The sequence below is a fragment of the Gemella haemolysans genome (assembly GCF_028308085.1).
In the GTDB taxonomy this organism is placed as follows: Bacteria; Bacillota; Bacilli; order Staphylococcales; family Gemellaceae; genus Gemella; species Gemella haemolysans_D.
In genome coordinates this window covers 72,181-97,683 of sequence record NZ_JAQMFS010000010.1, presented here as the reverse complement: position 1 = coordinate 97,683, position 25,503 = coordinate 72,181, and the positions used below count along the sequence as shown (strand labels likewise).

Genomic DNA, 25,503 nt, shown 5'->3' with positions numbered 1-25,503 from the left:
ATAGAACATATGACTGTATAAATATAAAAAAGATAGCGTAGCAGTCATTATAACTACTACGCTATCCTAAGTCTAACTTTTTGGGGTCAGATCAATATTTTTCGAGGGTGTCTTTGTGTTTGCTGTAAATTTTATAAAAAGACATTGATATTCACATAGAGAGTGGCGGATATTTATAATATTAACTCAATAAAAAATTTTCACAAACTCCCTTAATTTGTTTGTGGATTCTATACGCAGTTCGTAACGAAATGTTCATAGCTTCTGCGGTCTTTTTCATATTTAGAGATTTTATAAACTCGCAGAAAAACTTAAGTTCTTGTTCATCTAAGGTGTTCTTCAAATACTCGAACAGCTGAATGTATACATATGAGTAGCTGTCATCTGTCGCATCCAATTTGTTATTATCGAAAATATCTAGAGGTATGCTTTTCTCTTTGTTTCTATAGCGAATCTCATCGATTAATTTTCTTTTAATAGTAACGAAGGCAAAACGATCAAAATCTTTTTCCTCAATTTTCCCTTCATTGAGAATCAAAAAACTGACTAATAAACCTTCCAAACCATAACTGTAAAATTCATGGTGAAGTTTTCTCGGTATCTTTACTTTGTAAAGAGCCATAGTTATTAAGTCTTTTTTAATTTCTAATAATTCATAAAATGATTCAGTCTCCCTATCAGTTAAATAGTACTGTCTCATAATTACTCCCCTCCTTAATAGCCACTCCCTACATAAATATCTCTATAAAGACGGTAATAGAAAGTAAATTATGAAATGATAGAAGAGATGGGTTGGATTTTCGGTGTTATAAAATATAAATAAATATACCCCCTTACGAAAAATCCCCTTCACTATTAATAGTGAATTTTTTTGAACTTTGTAACAAGTTTTGTGTAAAAGTTCACACAAAGTTCACAGAGTACTATCTCTTAATCTTATACTGAATAAGAATTATAGCCAACTTCTTGAACAACTTGTCACGATGGCGGCTGATTGCCATAGCATTGCTGTTTTCCCTAAGTGCAATACTCCTTAAAGATTCCCCTTTTACGAATAAATTGTACAATAGAAGTTGATCTTCTATCGATAATGTAGCTAGTGCATTATACAATTCATTATAAGTTTCATTAGTAATAATTAATACATCAGGCAATGGAGAAGGGTCTCTTACGAGATTTTCCCCGTCGCTATCTTCAGTATCGAATTCATAGAAATGTATGATGTTGTGCTTGGCATCTTTCATTTTTAGATATCTTTCTTTATAACTATAATATCTAATTGCTGAAAATACCTCATCTGGTACGTCTACTACATGATTATTATCTATTTTGTATCTTTTCATAACTTTAACTCCTTTAAATTAAATAATTTAATGTAAGGGGGTTGGCGGGGATAATGATTATAACAGATTTATATAAAAATAGTAAATACCAAGAAGGATTTTATTAAATTTTATTAAAGATTTTTAAAATCCCTAAAATAAAATATATGATTAATTAATAAGATTAACAAAGATTGATTATAGTTATAATATAGTGAGATATTTCGAAAACATTCTCTAGTTTAAAAAGTTGATAAACACCTACAAAAGTAGACGAAGAATACAGGTTAGATTCTTTTATAAAAAGAATTAATTTGTTTATTTTGAAAATAATTTTTGCAAAAGTCTGTAACTTTTGTAAATAATATAAATAGAAGATTAAGTCTTATTAAAACAGTTTTTTCGAGAATGAGTGATAGAGAAAATGATATTAAAATAAATTAATGATTATCATTGTGAAATATTTTAAAATATTTTGAGAATTTATAAGGGTTTTTTATGGACAAAAGAATTAAAATTAGGTAAAATTATTTATGAGTTCCGATGTGTGAATCTCATCATTAGTTTACTAATATTATCAAAAAGGTACACAATAGCAGAAAATTGAATATATCAATCAAAGAACAAATTTAAAGTTGGGAGAGTTATTTGTTTTAATAACAACACAACCGAGAAGATATATAAGTAGAATCCTATTCCTATGGGGACTTAAGATAAGTTATTCAATAATCGGCTATTCAAGGTATTAATATTTAAAAGAATTAAAGGAGGAAAATAATGGTAGGAAAAAATAATCAATATCTAAAAGATACCAAACAAGGTACAAAAGTAGAGTCTTATTCTATCAAGAAGTTTAAAGTTGGTACAGCATCAGTAGTAATCGGTGCGAGTATCTTTTTTGGTGCCGGAGCAGTACAAGCTGCTGAAGAAGTATCAAACAATATAACTGTAGATAATACAACAAACGCAGGTGAAAAAGCAGAAGCTACACCAAAAGCAGAAGCAAAACCTGTTGTAGAAACTACAAAAGAAAATGTTGCAGCAGCAGTAGCAGAAAAAGTAGGGGCAGAAACTCCAAAAGCGGAAGTTAAGAAAGAAATCTTAAAAGCAAGCATCGCAACATTAGAAGAAAAATTAAAATCAGCTCAAGACGCTGACAAAGCAGCTGTAGAAGCAGCAAAAGAGGCATTAGCAGCAGCTAAAGCTGTATTAGCAAACGAAGAAGCTACACAAACAGAAGTAGACGCACAAGCACAAGCAGTGCAAGCTTTAAGCCAAGTAGTAACAGAAGCTAAAGCTCAAGCTTTCGACAAAAAATTAGAAGAGAAAAAAGAAGCTGAACAAAAAGCTAAAGAAGCAAAAGCTACAAAAGAAGAAAAAGAAGTAGCAGCAGCTAAAAAAGAATTAACACAAGTAGCTTCAGAAGCAGAAGTAACTAACACACTTGCTAAAACTGAATTAAGCAAAAAAGACTTAAAAGTAGAAGCAAAACCAGCAGTACAAGCTGCAGTAGTGAAAAATGAAGAAGCATTAAAAGTAGCTAAAGAATTATTAGGAAATGACAAAGCGACTACAGAACAAATCGCTAAAAGTTTAGCAGAATTAAGCAACTCTATTAAAGCTGTTTACACAGAGTTAGAGAACGCTGGAGCTAAACGTAACGGTAAATTCGACGTAGTATTAGCGGAAGCAACTACAACAACTCTTAAAGATGCAAGTACTGAAACAGGTAATAAATGGTTAGAAGATCATGGTTATTCTTCATTATCAGATATAAAAGTTAGAACTAAAGAAAATAATTTAAAAGAAATTAAAGACTTAAATGACCAAATCCAATGGTTAGACTTTGGAGATACGAGTGCATGGACAGGATTAAACGCAAATAATCAGCTTCAAATTGGTTCTACATATACAAAAGAATTGATTCCTGGTTATATCGTTACTATGAAAGTTAAAGAACTGAAACCGTTTGAATCAACTGAAATATTTAAAAACCGTGTTGCGGGAACTGATTTAGAAAGTTCTTATCAACCAGATAAAGAAAATAAATTTAACCCAGATAATGGTGCAACAGGACTTGGAGCTAATCCTCAAAATAGATGGACACACGTTGCTAATTCTGGTATAACAACTGGTGGAGCTAAAACAACAATCGCAGGAACAAATCCTGCAGGACAGCCTAAAAATGGTCAAGCAGCTGGGGTTAAATTTGATGTAACAGCGACTTATAACGGTAAACCTGTAAAACCTGGTATCGTTATGACTTCTGGGGAAGATATTGGCCTCTTGAGTCTGAGATTTATACGACAGATGGTACTCCATGGGACTTAGCTGCAATTGTTGGATATGGTTCTAATAAAAATGCCTATAAGCCTCTTGATCAATTTAAAGATATGAATGGTGGTAAAACTGCTGTCCTTAAATGGCAAGATGAAAAATTCTATAATGCTCTAAGTGGTAAAAAATTTGCGACTCCTGATGCAGCTACTGCAGGTCTAGGTTCACAAGTGTTTGGAGGTTACATAAATCAAAACGGATCTGGAACTCCAGTGTTATCTACGGCAAATGTAAGTGAAGTAGGATTTTATATCATGTCTTCTGGACAACAGTCTTCTATGATTGGTATTAAGTTCTCAGACTTTGGTGATCTTCCAGAATCTTATGGAATGGCTGAACACTACTTAAGAACACAATCTATTGATTATGATACAAAAGCAATTAAACAAATTCAACAACCATACTTAGGTAAAGTAAAAGCTGATATCGACTCAGCTCCAGGTACTCGTGTAATCGGAGTTGATTCAGATGACGAGAAAGACAATGCCGATGAAGGTGTAGATCAACTTATTGCTCCAGAAGATGTACATATTAATAAAGATACGGGTCGTCCAGAAGTACAATTAGTTAGAGGTCCGGAGAACACTTATAAAGTTAAAGTTCGAGCTTCAGCTAATGGTAATGAAAAATACACAGATACCGTTGCACCAGCTTATGTGCGTGGATTTATTGATTTCAACGGAAACGGTAAATTTGATAAAGGTGAAGAATCTAATATTGCTACAGTAACAGGAAATGATCAAACAGTAGAATTAACATTTACAAATACTCAAGTAGTTGATACTAGTAAAGATGTTGTAAACTTCCGTGTTCGTATCGCAAAAGATGAAGCTCAAGTAGAAAGACCAAATGGAATTGCATACTCTGGGGAAGTAGAAGATAATCAAATCCAAGTAATTCACCCACCACGTGGAGATAAAGAAGAAACTACGGGTAAACAAGGTGAAACTCAATCAGTAGGTATCGAATTCAGAACACGTCCATTAGGTGACGATGCATCTGACCTAGGTTCTAACAACGGAAAAACTACATTCAACTCATACGGTAAAATCCAGTATACTGAGCGAAGTAACGTAATTAGCGCAGAAACTACTAAGAAAGTTCAATCTGAAGGTGTTATGATTGTTAATCCAGATGGAACATTAACAAAAACTTACACTAAAGCAGGTCAAGGTACATATACAGTAACAGATGATAAGGTTACATTTACTCCAGAAGCTAACTTCGTAGGTAAAGCTGATGGTATCGTATTACGTGCTGTAGATTCAAATGGTGAATCTACTGGATGGACTGCATTAACAGCTCAAAACCAACTTGAAAACATCAATGACGGTACACATACAACTACTACGAAAACTATGGATGCTGTATATATTCCAACGGTAACTCCAAAAGAAATCACTACAGATCCAGAAACATCAACAGATGTTCAAGGTAAAGAACAGAAGAAAACTCCAACATTCAAAACAGAAGGTGATTCAGCTACACCAGTAACACCAAATGCACAGTACCCAGCTAAATTAGTAGATCCGAAAACCGGAGCTAAAGTTGACTCTGTAACTGTAGATGGAGAAGGAACTTACACAATCAACCCAACAACAGGTGAAGTAACATTCCAACCACTTCCAACATTCACAGGAACAGCTTCAGGTGTTGACGTAACATTAACAGCACCAGTAGGTCAAGATAAAGATGGTCAACCAGTAACAGCGACAGCTACTACAAAATACACTCCAACAGTAACTGCTGTAGAACCAACAGCTAAACCAGCAGACTCAGCAGGAGTACAAGGTGAGACTCAAAAAGGAACTCCTACATTTACAGCAGGAAATGCAGAAGTACCAATTAAAGAAAACTCTGTAAAACTATTAAATCCAGATGGAACAGAAGCAACTGGACCAGTAGATGCATTAGATGAAAAAGGTAATAAAGTAGGGGAATACACAGTAAACCCAGCAACAGGTGAAGTAACATTCACACCAACTGACAAAACTTACACTGGTAAAGTAACACCAGCTAAAGTACAAGCAGAAGATAAAAACGGAACTAAAGTAAACACTACTTATACTCCACACATCGTAGGTGTAACACCAACAGCAACACCAGCAGAATCTTCAGGTATCCAAGGACAACCACAAGATGGAACTGTATCATTTGCACCTGGTGAAACAACAGTAGAAGGTGTTAAAAAATCAGTACCAATCAAAGCTAACTCAGCGGTTCTACTTGATGCTTCAGGTAACCCAGTAGCGCCTGGTACTCCAGTAGACGCCTTAGATCCAGAAGGAAACAAAGTAGGGGAATACACAATTGACCCAGCTACTAACAAAGTAACATTCACACCAACCAACAAAGAATACAAAGGTAAAGTACAACCAGCTAACGTTCAAGCAGAAGACGAAAATGGAACTAAAGTTAAAACAACTTATACTCCAACAATCGTAGGTGTAACACCAACTGCAGAACCAGCTGAAACAACTGATGTACAAGGTGTTGAACAATCTAAAGAAGTAACATTCAAACCTGGTAAAGCAACTGTTAATGGTGTTGAAAAAGAAGTACCACTTGACCCTAATTCATTTACATTATTAGGTGAAAATGGACAACCAGCAGAATCAGTACCGGCTAAAAACCCAGCAGGAGATGTTATCGGTACATACACACTTAAAGTTGTAGACGGTAAAGCAACTGCGGTATTTACACCAACTGATAAAACATATGCAGGTGAAGTACAACCAGTTACTATCCAAGCTAAAGATACAAATGGAACACCAGTAACAACAACTTACACTCCAAACATCACTCCAGTAGAACCAACGGGAACTCCAAAATCTACTGAAGGCGCACAAGGACAACCTCAAGAAGGAACTCCAACATTCACGCCTGGAGATAAAAAAGTTCCTATGAAGATCGATGCTGAACAACCAGCTAAATTAATCGATCCAGCTACTGGACAACCAACTGATGAAACAACAATTCCAGCAAAAGACGCTAACGGAAAAGAAGTTGGTACATACACAATCGATCCAACAACAGGTAAAGTAACATTCACACCAAATAAAGACTTTACGGGTACTCCAGTACCAGCAACAGTTCAAGCTAAAGATGCGAATGGAACTCCAACAACAGCAACTTACACACCAACTGTTAAACCAGTAACACCAAAAGGTGTAGATACATTCACAAAAGATATCCAAGGAGCAGAACAAAAAGGTACTCCTGAATTCAAACCTGGTAAAACAATCATTGATGGAAAAGAAGTAGAAGTTCCTATCGATACTAAAGAACCAGCTAAATTAATCGATCCAAAAACTGGTCAACCAGTAGACTCAGTAACAATTGATGGAGAAGGAACATACACAGTTAACCCAGAAACTGGAGAAGTAACATTCACTCCAGATAAACAATTCACAGGTAAAGGAACACCAATCAAAGTTCAAAGTAAAGATACAAACGGAACACCGGTAACAGCTGACTATACAGCGGTAGTAGTTCCTGCTGATCCAGAAGGAGACGATGTAACAACAGCGGATATTCAAGGTGCAGAACAAAGTGGAACACCGAAATTCCATGGTGGTAAAGCGATGATTGGTAATGAAGAAAAAGAAGTACCTATCGATGAAAATGTACCTGCCAAACTAATTGATCCAACTACAGGTCAAGAAGTTACTGAAGTTGTAACAGATGAAGGAACATACAGAGTAGATCCAGATGGAACGGTTCACTTTAAACCAAAACCAGATTTCGTAGGAAAAGCTAAAGGTGTAACTGTAAAACGTGTTGATACAAATGGAACACCAGCAACTGGTACATTTACACCAACAGTGGTTGGAACTTCTCCAAAAGCAGAACCATCTATCTCTAGTGACATTCAAGGTCAAGCACAAGAACAACCGGTTAAATTCACAGGTGGTTCAGCAGTTGTTAAAGATCCTGTAACAGGAGCTAAAACAGAAAAATCTGTAGATATCGATCCAGATACTTACACATTATTAGGTGAAGATGGACAATCAGCACCAGAAGTACCAGCTAAAGATCCAAAAGGAAATGTAATTGGTAAATACACTCTTAAAATAGAAGACGGTAAAGATCCAGTTGCAGTATTCACTCCAACAGATAAAACTTACGCAGGTCCAGTTCAACCAGTAACAGTTCAAGCGAAAGATAAAAACGGAACAGCTGTAACAACAACTTATACTCCGAATATCACGCCTGTTAAACCAACTGCAAAAGGGGTAACTTCTGAAGGTGCACAAGGTCAAGAGCAAAGTGGAACTCCAACATTCACTGAAGGACACGAAAAAGCTCCAATCGATCCAACAGTACCAGCTAAATTAATCGATCCAGAAACTGGCGAACCAACTGATGAAACTTCAGTAGAAGTACCAGGAGAAGGAACTTACACAATCAACCCAGAAACTGGTGAAGTAACATTCAAACCAGAACCAAACTTCACAGGTAAAGCACAAGGTGTTGAAGTTCAACGTAAAGATACAAACGGAACTCCAGCTACAGCTAAATATACACCAACGGTTAAACCAGTAACACCAACATCAGATGACGTAGTATCTGAAGATGTACAAGGTGCTAAACAAACTGGAACTCCAGTATTTACTGATGGTAAAACAACAGTTAATGGTAAAGAAGTAACTGTTAAAATCGACGAAACTGTTAAACCAACATTCGATGATGGTTCAACTACGAAAGAAGTACCAGGAGAAGGAACTTACACTATCGATGAAAATGGTGTAGTAACATTTACTCCAGAACCACAATTCACTGGTAAAGCTAGTGGTGTAACAGTTAAACGTGTTGACAAAAATGGAACAGAAGTAACAGCTAAATACACACCAACAGTTAAACCAGTAACACCAACTGCAGAAGGTGTAACTACAACGGATGTACAAGGTGCTAAACAAACTGGAACTCCAGTATTTACAAAAGGTAAAACAACAGTTAACGGTGTAGAAAAAACTGTAGATCTTGATGATACTAAACCAGCTACATTCGAAGATGGTTCAACTACAAAAGAAGTACCAGGAGAAGGAACTTACACAGTAGCTCCAGATGGAACTGTAACATTCACTCCAGAAAAAGACTTCACAGGTCAAGCTAAAGGTGTAACAGTTAAACGTGTTGACAAAAATGGAACACCAGTAACAGCTACTTACACTCCAGTAGTGTTACCAGTAACGCCAGCAGGTAAAGACGTAACATCAATCGGTGAAAAAGGACAACCTCAATCTGAGACTCCAGTATTCACACCAGGAACTACTAAAGTAAACGGTAAAACTATAACAGTACCAATCGATGAAAAAGTAGCGCCAACATTCGAAGATGGTTCAACTACAAAAGTAGTACCAAATGAAGGTACTTACACAGTAGCTCCAGATGGAACTGTAACATTCACTCCAGAAAAAGACTTCGTAGGAAAAGCTAAAGGTGTAACAGTTAAACGTGTTGACGAAAACGGAACACCAGTAACAGCTAAATACACACCAACAGTATTAGGTAAAACAACTACAGAAAACGTAGTATCTGAAGGTGCTAAAGGACAACCTCAATCTAATACTCCAGTATTCAAAGGTGATGTAGACACTACAGTACCGCCAACATTTGATGATGGAACAACTGAGAAGAAAGTACCAGGAGAAGGAACTTACACAATCGATAAAGACGGTAAAGTAACGTTCACTCCAGAACCAAACTTCGTAGGAACAGCTACTCCAGTAGAAGTTGTACGTAAAGATAAGAATGGTAAAACAATCAAAGCTTCTTACACACCAACAGTTCGTCCTGACACTAAATTTGTAGTAGTAGGAAAAGATGGTAAAGAAACTGAAATTATCCCATCTAAAGATGGTAAAAACCCATCAGAAAAAATCTCGGGATACAAACTTGTTAAGACTGAAACTGATGAAAAAGGTAACACTAAACACATCTACGAACCAGTAACAACTAAACACGTAGATAGAAACGGTAACCCAATCCCAGGAACAACAACAGAAGAAGGAACAAAAGATCCTAAGAACATTCCAGGATACAAAGTAGTAGAAACTAAGAAACTTCCAAATGGAGATACAGAATATGTATACGAAAAAGTAACTACAAGATACGTAGATAAAGCTGGTCACCCAATTCCAGGAACTGAAATTGAAGAAGGAACAAAAGATCCTAAGAACATTCCAGGTTACAAACTAGTAAGTACAACAACTACTTCAAAAGGAGATACAGTTCACACTTACGCTCCAGTTCAAACATTCTTCAAAGATAAAGATGGAAATGTAATCCCAGGAACAGAAACTGAAGAAGGTACAACACCTAAGAAAGATATTCCAGGATACAAATTCGTAGGAACTAAGACTCTTCCAAACGGAGATATTGAACACGTATACGAAAAAGTAACAACAGTATTCAAAGATAAAGAAGGAAATGTAATCCCAGGAACTCCAACTGAGGACGGAACAACACCTAAGAAAGATATCCCAGGATACAGATTCGTAGAAACTAAGACTCTTCCAAATGGAGATACAGAACACGTATACGAAAAAGTAAACACAGTGTTCAAAGATAAAGACGGAAACGTGATCCCAGGAACAACAACAGAAGTAGGTGAACAACCTAAGAAAGATATTCCAGGATACAGATTCGTAGAAACTAAAACTCTTCCAAACGGAGATATCGAACACGTATACGAAAAAGTAACAACTCCAACACCAACTCCATCAGTTGAAAAACCAAAAGGACTAATCAGAGATACAGAAGGAAACGTAATCCCAGGATTCGAATTCGATATGTTATCACCAGTATTAGATATTCCAGAATATGAATATGTTGAAACGGTAACAGATCCAGATGGAACAGTTAGACACGTTTACAGAGCGAAACAAACTATCCACAGAGATAAAGATGGAAACCCAATTCCAAACGTACCTGCAAAAGAAAAAGGACTAAAAGGAAGCAGAAATATCCCAGGATACCGCTTAGTAGAAACTAAGAAACTTCCAAATGGAGATGTAGAATACATCTACGAAAAAGTAACAGCTACTACAACATGGACAGATGAAAATGGAAACCCAATTAAACCATCTGAAAAAGGTTCAGTAGAAGCAGGAGCAGTTTCAGGATACGAGTTCGTAAGAACTGTAGTAGACGAAAATGGAAATGTACGTCACATCTTTAGAAAAGTAACTGCAGCTACTCCTAAAGCACAAGTTAAACGTCTAGCTAACACAGGTAGCGAAACATCTAACACAGCGGCAGCAGGATTCGGTGTATTACTTGCAGGAATTGCAGCAGCAATCAGAAAACGTAAAAAAGAAGACTAAGATCTAATCATCAGTCTAAAATAAAGAATCACCCTCGATACATTTCGAGGGTGATTTTTTGGTTTATTATAAATGTGGGTTCTTTGTAAAATTTGAGACAGGGAGAAAAAAGTATCTTATCTCCGAAAATGATGATATTAGATAAAGTTATCGTTAGAAAAAAGGTAACTTATAGAGTATAATAAAGGTAATAGGGAAGGAAAAAATTAGAATTTTAAATCAGTTTCATATGTATATAATAGGGGGAAAAGACAATGGAACAATTACGTAATAAAGATACACGTCCAATGATGGATTTAGTAGCGAAAAAAGTATTTAGTAATACTGAGGTGACGGCTCAATTCGTTAGAGATTTATTGGATTTACCAGTAACTTCTGTAAAAATTTTAGATGGAACTCAAATACATGCTAAGCCGTATAAAGAGGTGCTCCCATATGTAACGCACGTAGATGTACTGGCAGAATTAGATGATGGAACGCAGGTTATTATAGAAATCCAAGTTGCTATGCAGGTGGATTTCATAAAAAGATTGTGGTTATATATCTGTGAACAGGTATCGCAAAACTTAGATGAGTATAAGAAAGAGGGAGTAGATACGTATCATTTATCTCAAAAACTAATACCAGTTTATGCGATAGCAATAACAGAGAAACCATATTTTGACGATGATCGAGCGATTCACACATTTAGTATGAGAGACGATGATAATAATGAAGAATTAAAAGTTAAATTTAAAGGAATAGAAGAAAAAAGAAATTTAATAAGAATGGTATTTTTAGAGATAGAAAAATATAGAGAAAATACAACAGAAAATTATAAAAAAGTACGTTGGATAGAATTTTTCGGAAATAAGCCATTTACACATGAACCAGAAAAAATAATGGAACAAGCGGATAGTATAATAAATCCAAGAGAATGGACTAAGGAGGAGAAGAGTATGTTTGATGAGAGAAGAAGAGACTTTGATGGATATTATGCTCACCTAGCTTATGTTAAAGAAGAAAAAGAACAGGCAATAGCGGAAGGACTCCAACAAGGAAGAGAAGAAGGGCTTCAGCAAGGACTTCAACAAGGACTTCAACAAGGACTTCAGCAAGGACGAGAAGAAGGAATCGAGCAAGGAAGATTAAGTATGATTGTAGATTTAGTAAAAAGTGGATTCCTAACGAAAGAAATAGCTTCTAGTAAATTAAATCTAAGTGAACAAGAATTTGAGAAATATTTATAGAAATTACACTGATAATAACTAGTGATTATAGTTTACGTAAAAATTGAAAAGTAATATATTCAGAGCTGGAGATGCATTATTATGTCTTTCTAGCTCGTTTTTATAGTTAGAAACGCTGAGAAATCTCCTCTTCGCATTCTACGCCCTTCTGTTGCGGACTAACCCTATTTATGATAAAATTAATTGATTAAAATAGTATATAGAAAGATGATGAATCCACGGATAAATATTAGATCGGATAAATAATTAGATCGAATAAATTTTAGATAGAGAAAGGAAGAATTATGCCAAGAATAATAACTATGCACCCGGTTAGAGAAACGAATAGATACGGTTTTGAAACCACTCAATTATATAGAGCGAAGGTGGCGAGAAATCTAAATGTAGACTACCTGCATCTAGCAACTGCACCACAAATTAGAGATAACTGGAAAGAAGATATAAAAAAACTAGGTTTTCTAGATGAGGAGATCGTTTGTGTGCCGTTTAGTTATTCTGACATTGCGCATAAAGATCCTTCGATTCATCCTGATGCACTTGAGTTAGAAGAGGATGATGAACTTGTTCTGACGGAAGATGGTTTTGTAAGCTCAGTTACTCTAAGTGACGGTTCAGGAAAGTTTTATTTTACTGAAGCTCCGTTTCTTTTTGAAGATTACAAAGCTGGTGAAGTGCTTCTGTACAATAGTGATGGTAGTGTAGCCTTAAAAATGAAATATATGGATCCGTTCAAACAGCCGGTTCCAGTGCGTCTATTCTATCCAGGTTATATCTTCCTTAAAGACGATGAAATCCTGGCAGAAGAGGACTTGCTGGTAAAATATCTTGCGGTTAATGCTAAGCAGGATGATCTTCTTATTCGTGATCAACATATCGTCCCGGCACCGAACCTTTGTCGTTTTATGGAAAATACTGGGAAAAATTATTACGAAGTTATTCATGAAAATGTTCTTCGTAACTTGCAAGTTGCGAATCTTCGAGGGAAAACTAGTTACTTAGTTGCTAGTGAAAGACTTACTGAAGAGCTTGCTAAACTTGATTATGATGTGAGATTTTTACCGCCGATGATTACGGAGAATTTTGCCGAAGTGAAAAATATTGGTCCAATAACTGATTACTGTCTTGTAGGAAATATGCAAGAGTTGAAAAATGTAGAACTTGTGATTAGAGCTTTTATTCAGCTATATAACCTTGATTCTAAAGTAAGAATCACATTTTACGGTGGAACTGAAGAACGCCTTACTGAGTTGAAAGAGAAGTATGAACTTACTCCTAATATCAAATTTGTAGGAATTGTGGAAGAAGTACCTTATCAAAAACATCAGTGTTATATTTCTGCGAGTTTCACAGAACTTTTTGCGAATGCCTTTGTAGAAGCGGCAAGTCAAGGCCTTTTAGGACTATTATCTGATGTTGATTTTGCGCATAGATATTACGCTAGTCAGTCGGACTCGATAACATTATTCAGAAGTCAAATCGGGCTAGTAGAAAAAATAATGCAAATGGAACAACCTGATTTCCAAAAATCTAATGAAGGTAATATAATTCTTGCGAAAAAATATTCACTAGAAAATGTAAGCAAGTATTACGTAGATTTAATGAATAAAAGATAAGCTGACTCAGTAAAATAATAAGAAATAAGGGACTGACTCGATAAAAATGTTTCTTTGAATCATGATTTTTGAGTCATTCCCTTTAAATTTAGATAAAAAATGAAAGGAGAAAAATATGGAAAATCTAATAATCGCAACGACCCCACTGCAGGCTAAGATAGCAAACTATATTCAAAACCTGTATTCAGAAGAAAAATTCTTAAAAGTATATCTTACTCCTGTGATGAATGAAAGACAGGAACATTATTCTCGTGATTTTGATTTAGTATTTCATGTTTTTGACGAAGCAACTTATGAACAAGCTCTTAATGAATGTACGAAAGAATTCGATAAAATATTCTATGCTAGTTTTGATAATCCGTTAATTCTAGATATAGTTGCTCGTTCAAAACATAAGCACCTAATGAGTTTTGATGATGGTTATGCGGATATTTATCCAAAGGGAATGTACGCACTACCGCTAAACTACAGACAAGTTGGAAAATATGGATTAACTCGTGATGATTTAATTAACAATACAGAAAAACATTATACGTTATATGATAGTGATTTTCATGTTGTCGCAAAAGAGAAATTGGAGTACCTAGAAGATTTCTTTAAGTTAGATATAGAACCTGTAAAAAATGGCAGAACAGCTAAAGTTCTTCTTGGGCAAAACTTCTCAGAAGAAGACGAGAGCATTTCGGTGAATTTCATTACGACTTATGCAGAAGCGCTAAATGTCGATTACTACGTTCCACATCCAAAAGAGAAATTCAAAATCAACAATGTAAAATATCTAATTACTCCTTTAATATTTGAAGACGCACTAGTAGAGTTATTCAAAGAGTATGAATTTGTCGAAGTATATCATTTCACATCATCTGTAAGTCTACACTTAAAAAAAACTCAGAACGTAAGTGTAAAAGGAATCGCAGTACCTTATTATAATGATAGACAAAATGAATTGAGACGACAAGGTTGTGAGTTTGTTCATGTGACTCTAGGTTGGTAAATTTGTCTACACAAGTTTATTTAGCGAGATCTATTGAATATCCCAAATATATTAAAAAAATTGTAAAATAATAATTAAAATTTTTGAATCCATCCGAAAGGATGGATTTTTACTATAGACTGCTAAAAATTCATGAAAAGTTATATGCTGATAAGTTAAAATTTGTTTATGTAAATAATAAAAATAAAAATGTAAATAATATCTTATATTGTTAGTTGCTCTAAAATAGCATAATAATTGTATGAAAACGTTGGAAGTGATAAAATAAACTTAGGTATTTTATAAGCTAAAATAGTTATCTAAGTTTAGTTTAGAAATTAAACAAAATTAAAAAAAGGAAGGTAGATTTATGTTAATAAATAAGAATGATAAATTCTCGATACGTAAGTTTAAAAACGGTCGTTCTGATTCGGTTAAAATCGGAGCAATCGGTGTAATCGTTGGTACTGCGATCGCATTATCAGCTGGTGCTAACTCAGCAGAAGCGACGATGACAGAAAACAGCGATAATACAACGACGATCTCAAATGATAAGGGTTCTGTCAAGGTAGATACAGCGAATATTAAGGATCCGAATAATGGTAAGGACTTTTCAACTGATGCAACTGATACAGGAACAAAAGAAATTACGAAAACTGGAAAAGTAGATTACAAATACGTAACTGCTGAAGGAAATACTGTATTAGAAGAAAACAAAAACCAAAACTCTGGTGCTAATAAAACTATCGAAACAACATACGATGTATACGGTAAATCAGGAGAAGTTTTCAAAGGAACTACAGGTGGCGAAGCAGAAGATAGCGACCTAAATGATGCTAAAGAAAATGGTAAGAAAGAAACAATTGAAAAAGATGGAAAAACTTACCACCTAATCGGAGAACCTAAAGTCGAAACTACTGGAGACGGTGGAGGAGTTTACTCTGACACGACTCTAGGTGATGTAACTGCAAAACTTACTCCAGAAGGATTAAGTAATGCAGAAGGTAAAATCACTTATGATACTGTAAAACCTGGTGGAAAAGCTTGGATTGTTGAACAAACAGGAAAGGGAACATATGGTAAGTATGTACAAGCAGATTCAGGGGCGATCACTTCTGATGCTAAGATGGTAGAAGCTTTCAAAGCTGGAGAAGCTACAGCAAAAGACTTCACTTCAGCTAACGTAACAGCAGACGGTGGAATCAAAGAAGGAGACTATGTTTTCGTTCTTGAGAAAAACACGTATGTAACTGTGAACAATGCAAGTCCTGAAATTACAGGGGTGGTACCATTATCACCTAAGGATAATATTGCAGATGATGAAGAAGGTGGTGGTGCTAGTATAGATAGAACATATGCAATGGTTCAAAAATTTAAAGCAGCTCCAGATACTGCAACAGGAGAAGCAAACAGAACTTTTGTAAAAAACTATCTTGCTTATCTTCAAGAAAAAGGGTTGGAAGATAACACCCTTAATTTCAAACGATATATCTCTGTCGGAATAGCTGCAAAAGGTGGGGAGAAAAATGCGATAAAGGCTGATACTGGAGACCAAGTTGATGATAAAGGTAGACCTACAACAGATGTAACAGCTAATTTTAATGAAGTTTATGAAAATAGTACAAGTAAATTTGGTCATGATATTAATCTTAATCTTGGCACTTTTACTCCAGAGATTGAAGAGTATTCTTACCGCGATGAAATCACTCCACTTCGTGCATACCGTTTAGCAAGTGGTACTACAACAATCACTTACACTTATGCGGAAGAAAAAACTCGTGAAATCGAGAAAAAAGGTTCTGTAGTAGTTAACTACCAAACAGAAGACGGAACAGAATTAAAAGCTCCTTACACTGATACTCCTGAAACAGTAGCTGAAGTAGTAACTGAGCATTACTATGTTGATGCTAATGGACAAGAAGTAGTTGTAGAAGACAAAACTGTTAGAACGCCCAAAAACGTAGCGTACAACACTGAGAAAAATGAAACTGAAAAACCTCAAAAACTTACAGATGCACAAGGAAATGTTTACTACCTTAAAGCAGACGCTACAAAAACAGCTGTAAATGATGTAGAAAAAGACGCTCCAGCTGAAACAGGAACAGTAGTAGAAGGTGTTACAAAAGTAACTTACATCTATGAAAAAGCTGGATCAGTAATCGTTAACTACAAAACTGAAGATGGAACTCCACTTACAGGTACAGTAGTTGGTGATGAAAGCAAAACTGTAGAATCAGGTGCAAAAGATATTGATAACGGTAAACCAGGAACAGCTTATAACACTGCGGATAACGGAATGAAACCAGAACGTATTAAAACTGCAGAAGGAAAAGTTTACCAATTAGTTCCAGAATCAACTGAAGGTGAAGAAACAGGTGAAGTTGTTGCTGGAGAAACTAAAGAAGTAACATATGTCTATAAAGAAGTTAAAGGTAATGTAGTTGTTAAGTATGAAGATACTGAAGGTAACTCACTTGCTGATGATGAACAAGATGAAACAGATGCTTCTCTAAATGTTAAATACGATACAGCTGATCACAAAAAAGAATCTATCACTAAAGATGGTGTTAAATACTACTTAACAGCTAAAGAACTTAAAGATGGTTCTAAACCAGCTACTGGAGACGTAGTAGAAGGAACAACTACAGTAACTTACGTTTACGAAAAAGCTGGATCAGTAGTAGTTCATTATACAGATCAAGAAGGTAACCCAATATCTGGAACAGATCCAGAAGGAAATAATGTTCCTGAAACTAATAATGATACAACAGATGGAAGAGCAGGAAGTGACTATAACACTGCAGATAACGGAATGAAACCAAACCGTATTAAAACTGCAGAAGGAAAAGTATACGAACTAGTACCTGCTTCTACAATCGGAAATGAAACTGGTAAAGTAGTAGCTGGAGATACTGTAGAAGTAACATACGTTTATAAAGAAGTAAAAGGTAACGTAGTCGTTAAGTATGAAGATACTGAAGGTAACGTAATCGCTGAAGACGAAAAAGACGAAACAGATGCTTCTCTAAACGTTAAATACGATACAGCAGACCACAAAAAAGCTGAAATCACTAAAGATGGAGTTAAATACTACCTAACTGCTAAAGAGCTTAAAGATGATTCTAAACCAGCAACAGGTGATGTTGTTGAAGGAACAACTACAGTAACTTACGTTTACGAAAAAGCAGGACAAGTAGTAGTTAACTATCAAACAGAAGACGGAACTCCAATAGTAGGTGTTGACCCATCTGGTGCAAATGTAGCTTCAGGTGCTAAAGACACTGTAGACGGAAGACCAGGATCAGCATATGACACATCTGATAACGGAATGAAACCAAACCGTATCACAACTGCAGAAGGAAAAGTATACGAATTAGTACCAACAGCAACTAAAGGTGCCGAAACAGGTACAGTAGTAGCTGGAGAAACTAAAGAAGTAACATACGTTTATAAAGAAGTTACTGGAGACGTAGTAGTTCACTATGTTGACACAGAAGGTAAAACAATTGCAGCTGATAAAGATGACCTTAAAGGTGCATCTCTAAGCGAAAAATATGACACTGCTGTTGATAACAAACCAGAAAAAATCACTGCAGAAGACGGAACTGTATACTACATTACAAAAGCTGGTCTTAAAGCTGATTCTAAACCAGAAACTGGTAAAGTAGTAGAAGGTAAAACTGATGTAACTTACGTTTATGAAAAAGCTGGATCAGTAATCGTTAACTACCAAACAGAAGACGGAACTCCATTAACAGGTACTGCAGATGGTAAAGATATTGCTTCAGGTGCTAAAGATACTGACAATGGAAAACCAGGTTCTGAATACAACACTGCAGACAACGGAATGAAACCAACTCGTATTACAACTGCAGAAGGAAAAGTATACGAACTAGTACCAGCATCAACTAAAGGTGCTGAAACAGGTACAGTAGAATCAGGTCAAACTAAAGAAGTAACATACGTTTATAAAGAAGTTAAAGGTAATGTTGTTGTTAAGTATGAAGATACTGAAGGTAACACACTTGCTGAAGATGAAAAAGACGAAACAGATGCTTCTCTAAACGTTAAATATGACACAGCAGACCACAAAAAAGCTGAAATCACTAAAGACGGTGTTAAATATTACTTAACAGCCAAAGAACTTAAAGATGATTCTAAACCAGCTACTGGTGATGTAGTAGAAGGTACAACTACAGTAACTTACGTTTATGAAAAAGCAGGACAAGTAGTAGTTAACTACCAAACAGAAGATGGAACTCCATTAGTAGGTGTTGATGCAGCTGGTGCAAATGTTGCTTCAGGTGCTAAAGATACTGTAGATGGAAAACCAGGATCAGACTACAACACATCTGATAACGGAATGAAACCAACTCGTATCACAACTGCAGAAGGAAAAGTATACGAACTAGTACCAACAGCAACTAAAGGTGACGAAACTGGTAAAGTTGTTGCGGGTGAAACTAAAGAAGTAACATACGTTTATAAAGAAGTAACTGGTGATGTAGTAGTTCACTACGTTGATACAGAAGGTAACGTAATCGCTGAAGATAAAGAAGATACTAAAGGTGCTTCTCTAAACGCTAAATACGACACAACTGACAACAAACCAGAGAAAATCGAAAAAGACGGAACTGTTTACTACTTAACAGAAAAAGCTGTTAAAGACGATTCTAAACCAGAAAACGGAGACGTAGTAGAAGGTAAAACTGAAGTAACTTACGTTTACGAAAAAGCAGGACAAGTAGTAGTTCACTACACTGATGAGAAAGGTAACACTATCCAAGTGGATGCTGTTGATACAAAAGACGGTAAACCAAAATCAGACTACAATACTGCTGATAATAACATGAAACCAAACCGTATCACTACTCCAGAAGGAAAAGTATACGAATTAATTCCTCAATCAACTAAAGGTGATGAAACTGGTAAAGTTAAAGCTGGAGAAACTACAGAAGTAACTTACGTGTACAAAGAAATTACTGGTAATGTAGTAGTTCACTATGTTGATACAGAAGGAAACACATTAGCTGCAGATACTAAAGATGTAGAAAATGGATCACTAAGTGATAAATATGACACAACTGATAACAAACCAGCTAAACTAGAAAAAGATGGACAAGTTTACTACTTAACAGCTAAAGAACTTAAAGAAGGTTCTAAACCAGAAAACGGTGCTGTTGTAGAAGGAACTACAGAAATCACTTATGTGTATGAAAAAGCAGGAAACGTAGTAGTTCACTACGTAGACGAAGCTGGAAACACACTTCAAACAGATGCTGTTGATACTAAAGACGGTAAACCAGGAGCTAAATACGATACTACTGATAACGACATGAAACCAACTCGTATCACAACTGCAGAAGGAAAAGTATACGAACTTGTACCAGCATCAACTAAAGGTAACGAAAACGGAAGTGTTGAAGCAGGTAAAACTACAGAAGTAACATATGTGTACAAAGAAGTTAAAGGAAACGTAGTAGTACACTACACTGATGAAGCGGGTAACACAATCGCAGAAGACGTTAAAGATACTACTGACGGATCAGTAAGCTCAGCATATGACACAACTGACAACAAACCAGCTACAATCACTACAAAAGATGGAAAACTATACGTATTAGTACCAACATCAACTAAAGGTGATGAGAACGGTAAAGTAACAGAAGGAACTACAGAAGTAACTTACGTTTATAAAGATGTTAAAGAAGAAGCTAACAAAGCAATCGACAAAGCTTTATCTGAAAAAGAAAGCGAGATCAAAGAAAACCCTGAGTTAACAAACGAAGAGAAAGAAAAAGCTCTTGAAGAAGCTAAGAAAAAAGCAGAAGAAGCTAAGAAAACATTAAAAGAAGCTAAGACTCCTGAAGATGTAGAAAAAGTTACTACAAAAGGTAAAGAAGATGTAGAGAAAACTCCTGTAACTCCAGAAGAGAAACCAAAAGCTAAAGAAGCAATCGATAAAGCACTAGAAGAAAAAGTTAAGAAAATTGATGAAAACAAAGACTTAACACCAGAACAAAAAGAAAAAGCAAAAGAACAAGCTAAGAAAGAAGCTGAAGAAGCTAAAAAAGCAATCGATAAAGCACCTTCTAAAGAAGAAGTAGAAAAAGCTAAAGAATCTGGTAAGAAAGAACTTGAAAAAGAAGTTCCAACTCCAGAAAAACTAACTCCGGAAGACAAAGCTAAAGCTAAAGAAGAGATTGACAAAACTTTAGAAAACAAAGTTAAGAAAATCGATGAAGATCCAAGCCTAACACCAGAGCAAAAAGAAAAAGCAAAAGAACAAGCTAAGAAAACAGCAGAAGAAGTTAAGAAGGCAATTGATAAAGCACCTTCTAGAGAAGAAGTAGAAAAAGCAAAAGAAAACGGTAAGAAAGAAGTTGAGAACGGAACTCCATCTTCTGATAACCCAACTACACCTTCACCAGAAGACAAAGCTAAAGCTAAAAAATCTGTAGAAAAAGAACTTGAAGAGAAAATCAAAAACATCGATAAAGATCCAAACTTAACACCAGAGCAAAAAGAAAAAGCTAAAGAAGAAGCTAAGAAAGAAGCTGAAAAAGTTAAGAAATCTATCGAAGAAGGCAAAACAACTGAGTGGGTAGATGAAAAAGGAAACCCAATCAAACCTGTAACTCCGGGAACATACCCAGCAGGATCAACTCCTAACTACGAACTAGTAGGTTCTATCACAAACCCAGAAACAGGAAAAGTAACACACATCTTCAAACCTGTAACTAAAGAAGGTAAAACTACAGTATGGGTAGATGTAAATGGTAAACCATTAAAACCAGCTAAACCTGGAACAGAAGAAGCAGGAAAAGTACCAAGTTATAAACTAGTAGGTACAACTGTAGATCCAGAAACTGGAAATGTAATCCACGTGTTCAAAGTTATGCCAGCTATCCACGAAATCACTGAGTGGGTTGACGTAGAAGGTAATGTAATAAAACCAAAAGAAAATGGAGAGCAACCATCAGGTAAAGTTCCAAACTACACATTAGTAGGAACAGTTACAAACCCAGAAACAGGAAAAGTAACACACATCTTCAAACCAACAACAGCTGACAAACCTTCTACGGTATGGATAGATGTAAATGGTAAACCATTAAAACCAACTGCACCAGGAACAGAAGAAGCTGGAAGTGTACCTAACTACAAACTAGTAAGAACAATTACAAACCCAGAAACTGGTGATGTAATCCACGTATTTACTCCTACACCAGTTGTCAACAAGGTAACTGAGTGGGTTGATACAGAAGGAAAAGTAATCCGTCCGCAAGAAGATGGATCAAAAGACCCAGGAAAAGTACCTAACTATGAATTAGTAGGAACAGTGAAAGATCCAGAAACAGGAAAAGTAACGCACATCTTCAAACCAGTAACTAAGAAACAAGTAACAGTATGGGTAGATGTAAATGGTAAACCATTAAAACCATTGGCAGAAGGAAGTAATCCAGCTGGAGAAATACCTAACTACGAACTGGTAGGAACAAAAGTTGATCCGGCAACAGGAAATCTTCTACATGTGTTCAAACCTAAAGGTTCTGCAACACCAGGTGAAAACCCAGGAACTCCGGGAACAAACCAAGAGAACCCAGGACAAAACCCAGGAACTCCAGGAACAAACCAAGAGAACCCAGGAACAAATCCAGGAACTCCAGGAGTAAACCCAGGAACACCGGGACAAAACCCAGGAACTCCAGGAACAAACCCAGGAACTCCAGGACAAAATCCAGAAAAACCAATGGATCCAAATGCTCCAGCTAACCCAGCAGGAGAAAGAGGACCGGTAGACGTAGTTAAAGATCAGTTTAAACGTCTAGCTAACACAGGTAGCGAAACAACTAACTCAGCTGCAGCAGGATTCGGAGCACTAATCGCAGGAATTGCATTAGCTGTAAGAAGACGTCAAAACAAAAACAAATAGTATTAAAGAAAGATAATTTTACTACTATTAATTATGAATCGAGGTATGAGAGTAATCTCAGCCTCGATTTTTTTATGTAGTAAGATCGTTGAGAATCCTCTAATTAAAAGTTGAAATAAAGTTAACATATTTTGATTAAATATATTGGTATTATTTTATTTTCAGAGTAACTAAAGATAGTTATATTTTACTTGATAGTTTGGAAATTTAGTTTATTTATGTAGATAGCTAATGTTATTTTAACTGTATTTTAAGTATATTTTAAGTTAGGTTTTAATCAATGGTGAATAGACATTTTTAATACGTATAAAACTTTGTAAAATAATAAAATTTATTTAAAAAATGATTGACGTAAATTTCTATTTATGATATTAATAATTCCGGTAAAGATACGTATTTATATTAGATATCAATTCCGAAAAAAACGAATTAAGGAGAAACTATGTTTAAAAAACTTTTAAAAGCAGTATTACCAGCATTACTAGTTTTCTCATTTGCTAACGTGAATGATGCAAAAGTAGAAGCTGCAAACAAAAAAAATCAACGTAAGAGTTGATTACCTTGAAGAAGGGACTAACAAAAAATTAGCAGAAAGTGCAAAATTATCAGGAGATGAGAACGTATTTGCAACAATTTCTCTACCTAAAAACTTAGCTAATGAATACAATATTTCAAAACGTGATTTTTCTAATGAAAGTAAAAATCAAATCGCAGCTAACAAGATCTACGATCAAGAATTAGTATATCAAGTGTATTTCACTAAAAAACCAGCTAGTCAAATTAGCAAACCGTACACTCAAACATATGCATATGTAACTACTCAAACTCAAGCTCACGTAGTAGCTACAACTCAAGTTCATAAAAAATTAGTTGCTTCAGGTTCTGTAAGTCACTCTTCTACTACAAACCACACAGTAGTGATAAACCACAAACCTACAGTAGTGACTACACACAAACTAGCGCAACGACCTACAGCTGTGGTACATAGACCAGTAGCTCAAAAACCAGCTGTTCAAAGACCAACAGCAGTTGCTCAAAAACCGGCAGCACACAGACCTGTTGTTCAACAAAACCACAAACCTGTAAGAAAAGCTACTCCACAAGCAAAACGTCGTGGAAGATAGTATTTAAGGGTTTTAAGAATTTAAGCTCATAGCCAACTAATCTTGCGTACAAATCAGGTTCGCAGTCAAGTAGGCTCGTAGCTAAATATGCTTGAGGTTGAATCAGACTTCATAGCTAAAATAGGTTCGTAACTTAAAAAGGTTCACAACCGAATAGTTCACAGCCAATTCCGGGGCAGAAGCGAAAAAATTTTAATAGAAACCTAAGTAGTATTTGATATGAATCCTTTAAGCTGGGAACACCAGTGTGGGGAATTGATATTAATGTTGCTACTTAGGTTTTTTATATAGGATTAAGTAGAATATTAGTAATAATTTCAAAAAAAAATTTAAGACAAGGGAAAATGGGGTTGGAAATACATCCATATATTAGATCGAATCACTTGTAAATTTTTCTGTAAGAGTGGTTAAAGTTAAATAAATTATCTTCGCTTTATGATATAATTTAGTTGTTAATTGAAATAAAGGAGAAGTTTATGAAATCATCTAGCAGAAAAATAGAAAAAACTTTAGCTTGGATAGCGAATATAATATTAATTTCAATGGTAGTCTTGATGTACACAGGTTTTTTTGATAGACTGCTGGAAGGAATGTTTTTAACTCCTGAATTTATCAGGTTTACATCTTCTAGCCTTGTAGAAACTTTTTTACTTCACACAAGAATGGAGTATTATAGAATGATTGAAATATTTGTACAACTTATTAAATTTTCAGTCTTACTATCAACACTTATAGCATTATTAGCGACTTTCAATATGAAACATAGAATTTTTTCAGGTGTGTTATTTTTATTTTTAGCTCTTATGATTGCTGGGATGGCGACAGAAGTTGCGTTTCCTGTCTACTTATTGTATTTTATTGTCGCTTTTATGTTATTTATTAGAAAAGGTTAAATATTACTAATTCTAAGTGTTTTGTGGTATAATCTAATCAATATATATATTTAAAGGAGAACTTTATGAAACCATTTAGCAGAAAAGTTGAAAAAATATTAGCGTGGATCGCGAATGTTATTATGATACTTATAACAGGATTACTATCTCTTGGGGCATTTTCTAGTCAGTTAGCGACTGCATTTAAACAAAAAGAATTCGAACCTATACTTTATAACTTATTACAAGATCCAGGAGTTGAATCATTGTTAAAAAGTTCAGGTTTAGACATCGTATCGTTACTTGTATTATTGGTGAAAGTTTATACAATAGTTGCGATTGTAGCTTTATTATTAGCACTAATAGCGTCATTTACTATGAAAGCGAGAATTGTTTCAGGAATTTTATTCTTAATCTCAGCGATTGTAATCGGAGTAATGACAGTTGGTATACTACTTCCTGTATACTTACTATACTTTATCGTGGCGATTATGTTATTCGCAAGAAAAGCGCCTAAAAATCCAGTCGATACAGATTTTACACAAACACCTGAAAAGCCAGAAATTGACAGATTAGAGTACCTGTAAGAGTAACTTCCTGTATTTAATAAAAATATACTATTCTATTGATTTGAAAGTTGTCGGAGATTAGATATCTTCGTCAAAATATCGATAGAATAGTTTTTTATTTATGCCAAAAATCATAAATTGGGCATTATCTGAGATTTTACCTAGAAAAGTTGGCTCATAAAATCTTCGATTGATCAAGTATT

General features: G+C 35.2%; 11 protein-coding genes. 9 read left to right on the top strand and 2 right to left on the bottom strand.

Annotated features, from left to right (window positions below; genetic code table 11):
- Positions 1-181: 181 nt before the first annotated feature.
- Complete coding sequence (locus PNO30_RS00845) at positions 182-700, bottom strand: sigma-70 family RNA polymerase sigma factor (protein ID WP_271986808.1); 519 nt, start codon at positions 698-700, stop codon at positions 182-184.
- Between the two features lie 223 nt (positions 701-923).
- The gene (locus PNO30_RS00840; protein WP_271986807.1) at positions 924-1,343 is read right to left on the bottom strand and encodes a sigma-70 family RNA polymerase sigma factor; all 420 of its coding nucleotides are present in this window, start codon (positions 1,341-1,343) and stop codon (positions 924-926) included.
- A 756-nt stretch (positions 1,344-2,099) separates the two neighbouring features.
- Here PNO30_RS00840 and PNO30_RS00835 point away from each other — a divergent pair.
- The 9 genes from PNO30_RS00835 to PNO30_RS00795 all read left to right on the top strand — a co-directional run bounded on the left by PNO30_RS00835 (position 2,100) and on the right by PNO30_RS00795 (position 25,318).
- Positions 2,100-3,653, top strand: a complete 1,554-nt coding sequence (locus PNO30_RS00835) for a CshA/CshB family fibrillar adhesin-related protein (protein WP_271986806.1) — start codon at positions 2,100-2,102, stop codon at positions 3,651-3,653.
- 62 nt (positions 3,654-3,715) lie between these two features.
- On the top strand, positions 3,716-10,987 hold the full coding sequence (locus PNO30_RS00830; protein WP_271986803.1) for a GEVED domain-containing protein: 7,272 nt from the start codon (positions 3,716-3,718) through the stop codon (positions 10,985-10,987).
- A gap of 254 nt (positions 10,988-11,241) precedes the next feature.
- Positions 11,242-12,216 (top strand): PD-(D/E)XK nuclease family transposase, encoded by a 975-nt coding sequence (locus PNO30_RS00825; protein WP_271986802.1) that lies wholly within the window; start codon positions 11,242-11,244, stop codon positions 12,214-12,216.
- Between the two features lie 284 nt (positions 12,217-12,500).
- Positions 12,501-13,829 (top strand): glycosyltransferase, encoded by a 1,329-nt coding sequence (locus PNO30_RS00820; RefSeq protein WP_271986801.1) that lies wholly within the window; start codon positions 12,501-12,503, stop codon positions 13,827-13,829.
- A 115-nt stretch (positions 13,830-13,944) separates the two neighbouring features.
- Positions 13,945-14,823 (top strand): glycosyltransferase family 52, encoded by an 879-nt coding sequence (locus PNO30_RS00815; protein WP_271986800.1) that lies wholly within the window; start codon positions 13,945-13,947, stop codon positions 14,821-14,823.
- A gap of 349 nt (positions 14,824-15,172) precedes the next feature.
- Entirely contained in the window at positions 15,173-22,735 is a 7,563-nt protein-coding gene (locus PNO30_RS00810; RefSeq protein WP_271986798.1) for a MucBP domain-containing protein, read from the top strand.
- A 749-nt stretch (positions 22,736-23,484) separates the two neighbouring features.
- Positions 23,485-23,859, top strand: coding sequence for a hypothetical protein (locus tag PNO30_RS00805; protein WP_271986797.1), 375 nt, complete (start codon positions 23,485-23,487; stop codon positions 23,857-23,859).
- A gap of 476 nt (positions 23,860-24,335) precedes the next feature.
- Complete coding sequence (locus PNO30_RS00800) at positions 24,336-24,752, top strand: hypothetical protein (protein WP_271964975.1); 417 nt, start codon at positions 24,336-24,338, stop codon at positions 24,750-24,752.
- 65 nt (positions 24,753-24,817) lie between these two features.
- Positions 24,818-25,318, top strand: a complete 501-nt coding sequence (locus tag PNO30_RS00795; protein ID WP_271986795.1) for a DUF4064 domain-containing protein — start codon at positions 24,818-24,820, stop codon at positions 25,316-25,318.
- Positions 25,319-25,503: the final 185 nt, after the last annotated feature.

Coding starts and splice junctions, on each gene's coding strand:
- PNO30_RS00845 (WP_271986808.1), bottom strand. CDS start 700: ATGAGACAGTACTATTTAACTGATAGGGAGACTGAATCATTTTATGAA.
- PNO30_RS00840 (WP_271986807.1), bottom strand. CDS start 1,343: ATGAAAAGATACAAAATAGATAATAATCATGTAGTAGACGTACCAGAT.
- PNO30_RS00835 (WP_271986806.1), top strand. CDS start 2,100: ATGGTAGGAAAAAATAATCAATATCTAAAAGATACCAAACAAGGTACA.
- PNO30_RS00830 (WP_271986803.1), top strand. CDS start 3,716: ATGAATGGTGGTAAAACTGCTGTCCTTAAATGGCAAGATGAAAAATTC.
- PNO30_RS00825 (WP_271986802.1), top strand. CDS start 11,242: ATGGAACAATTACGTAATAAAGATACACGTCCAATGATGGATTTAGTA.
- PNO30_RS00820 (WP_271986801.1), top strand. CDS start 12,501: ATGCCAAGAATAATAACTATGCACCCGGTTAGAGAAACGAATAGATAC.
- PNO30_RS00815 (WP_271986800.1), top strand. CDS start 13,945: ATGGAAAATCTAATAATCGCAACGACCCCACTGCAGGCTAAGATAGCA.
- PNO30_RS00810 (WP_271986798.1), top strand. CDS start 15,173: ATGTTAATAAATAAGAATGATAAATTCTCGATACGTAAGTTTAAAAAC.
- PNO30_RS00800 (WP_271964975.1), top strand. CDS start 24,336: ATGAAATCATCTAGCAGAAAAATAGAAAAAACTTTAGCTTGGATAGCG.
- PNO30_RS00795 (WP_271986795.1), top strand. CDS start 24,818: ATGAAACCATTTAGCAGAAAAGTTGAAAAAATATTAGCGTGGATCGCG.